2 protein-coding genes are annotated in these 2,358 nt (G+C 73.3%); one reads left to right on the top strand and one right to left on the bottom strand.

The window, feature by feature from the left end:
* The coding region (locus QH283_RS10105; protein WP_280502756.1) for a glycosyltransferase 87 family protein at window positions 1–1,134 on the top strand (1,134 nt) is incomplete at its 5' end.
* On the opposite strand, the gene QH283_RS10100 is transcribed toward QH283_RS10105, so the two are convergent.
* Window positions 1,062–2,358 (bottom strand): M18 family aminopeptidase (locus QH283_RS10100; RefSeq protein ID WP_280502755.1); only part of this gene is annotated, 1,297 nt, incomplete at its 5' end. The two genes, QH283_RS10105 and QH283_RS10100, sit on opposite strands and share 73 nt — an antisense overlap.

The raw sequence follows: 2,358 nt of genomic DNA, 5'->3' as shown, positions 1-2,358 counted from the left end.
CTGCAGGTCTATCGCAACGGCGCCAGGGTGTGGCTGGACGGCGGCGAGCTCTACGGACCCATGCCGCCGGTCTTCGGCATCGGGCTGCCGTTCACCTATCCCCCGCTGGCCGCGCTGTTCTTCGCCCCGCTGGCGCTCATGCCGCTGGTGGTCGCCGAGATCGTGGTGCTGGTGAGCTCGCTCGGCTGTCTCGGCCTGACGCTGTGGCTGGTGCTCGACCGGCTGCGGCCCGGCCTGGACCGGCGGCTGGCGCTGCCGCTGGTGATCGGCGCGCTCGCGCTGGCGCTCTACCTGGAACCGGTGCGCCAGACCTTCGGCTTCGGCCAGATCAACCTGGTGCTGATGGCCGTGGTCGCCCTCGACGTGCTGGCGCGCAAACCGTTCTGGCCGCGCGGCATGCTCGTCGGCATCACCGTCTCGATCAAGCTGGTGCCGGGCGGATTCCTGCTGTATTTCCTGCTGCGCCGGGACTGGAAGGCCGCGGCCACCATGATCGTCTCCGCGATCGGCGCGGTGGGCGTGGGCTTCCTGCTGTTCCCCGGCGATTCGGTGCAGTACTGGTTCCACACGCTGGCCGACACCGGCCGCATCGGCCCGCCCTATTTCGCGGGCAACCAGTCGCTCAAGGGCCTGGCCTTCCGCCTCGGCGTCTCCGACGGCGCGGCCACCGCGATCTGGCTCGGCCTCGCCGCGGTCGCGGTCACGCTGGCGGCGATCTGGATGCACCACCTGATCTCGGCGGGCGCGCACGCAGCGGCACTGCTGGTCAACGCCTCGGCGATCCTGCTGGTCTCGCCGGTGTCGTGGTCGCACCACTGGGTGTGGGTGGCGCCCGCGCTGCTGCTCGCGGTCGACGTGATCGTGCGCAGGCGCGCGGGCGGCGTCCCGTGGCGGCGGTTCGCCTGGGTCACCGGCGCGCTGACCGTGCTGTTCCTGATCGGCCCGCAGTGGCTGCTGCCACACTCCGACGACCTCGAGCTCGACTGGGCGTGGTGGCAGCAGATCATCGGCAGCGGCTACGTGATCGTGGCCTTCGCGGTGCTCGCGGTCGCCGCGTGCACCTACCGGCCCGCCGCCGCCTCCTCGACCGCCTCGGCCGCCGGGGCGGAGAAGGCGGCCAGCGCGGCGGCGTAGGACACCACGTCGGCGGCGCCCATCAGCTCGCGCGCGGAGTGCATGGCCAGCTGCGGCGCGCCGACGTCCACGGTCGGCATGCCGGTGCGCGCGGCGGTCATCGGGCCGATGGTCGATCCGCACGGCAGGTCGGCGCGGTGCACGTAGCGCTGCAGGTTCACCCCGGCCTGGGCGCAGGCCAGCGCGAAGGCGGCCGCGCCGGTGGCGTCGGTGGCGTAGCGCAGGTTCTGGTTGACCTTCAGCACCGGTCCGCCGTTGACCTCGATGCGATGCGCGGGCTCGTGGCGCTCCGGGTAGTTCGGGTGGGTGGCGTGCGCCATGTCCCCGGACGCGACGACCGAACCGGCCAGCGCGGCCAGGAAGTCGGCGCGGCCACCGCCCCTGGTCAGCACCACCCGCTCGAGCACGGTGGGCAGCAGGTCGGACTGCGCGCCACGATCGGACTGGCTGCCGACCTCCTCGTGGTCGAACATCGCCAGCACCGGGATGGCCGCCCCCGGCTCGGCGACCGCGGCAAGGAAGCCGTGCAGACCGGCGTAGCAGGTGCCCTGGTTGTCCAGCCTCGGCGCGCTCACCAGGTCGCGCTCACGGCCGACCAGCCTGCTCGGCGCGAGGTCGTGGGTCATCAGCTCCCAGCCGAGGATCGCCTCGGCGGACACCCCGGCGTACTCGGCGACCACGTCGAGGAACGAGCCGTCCGGCTCGCCGACGCCCCAGACGGCGTTGACGTGGCGCTGCGGGTCGAGGGTGACCCCGCGCCGGTCCTCGGACAGGTGGATGGCCAATTGCGGCACCCGCAGGATCGGATCGTCGATGCGGACCAGCTCGGTGCGCACGGCATTGCCGTCGCGGACGGTCAGCCTGCCGGACAGGCCGAGTTCGCGGTCGAGCCAGGAGTTCAGCCAGGCGCCGCCGTACGGCTCCAGCCCGACCATCCGCCAGCCCGCCGAGACCAGATCGGGATGCTGCTTGACCCGCAGGTTCGGGCTGTCGGTGTGCGCCCCGACCACCCGGAACGGCGTGGTGGCGGGCCCTTCGGTGTCCGCCCAGGCCACCAGCGATCCACCACGCACCACGTAGTGCCTGCCCGGCCGTCCCTGCGGCCACGCGGCGGCCTCGGTCAGGCGGGTGAAGCCGGCGGCGTGGAGTTGGGCGGGGGCGGGGGGGCAGACGGGGGAGGGGGAGGGCGAGGCGGGGACGGAGGCGCCCCGCCCATGGGCGGTG

The sequence above is a fragment of the Nocardia farcinica genome (genome assembly GCF_029867845.1).
Classification (GTDB): Bacteria; Actinomycetota; Actinomycetes; order Mycobacteriales; family Mycobacteriaceae; genus Nocardia; species Nocardia farcinica_A.
Note: the sequence above shows the minus strand (reverse complement) of the source record. Positions and strands in the feature narration are given on the sequence as shown.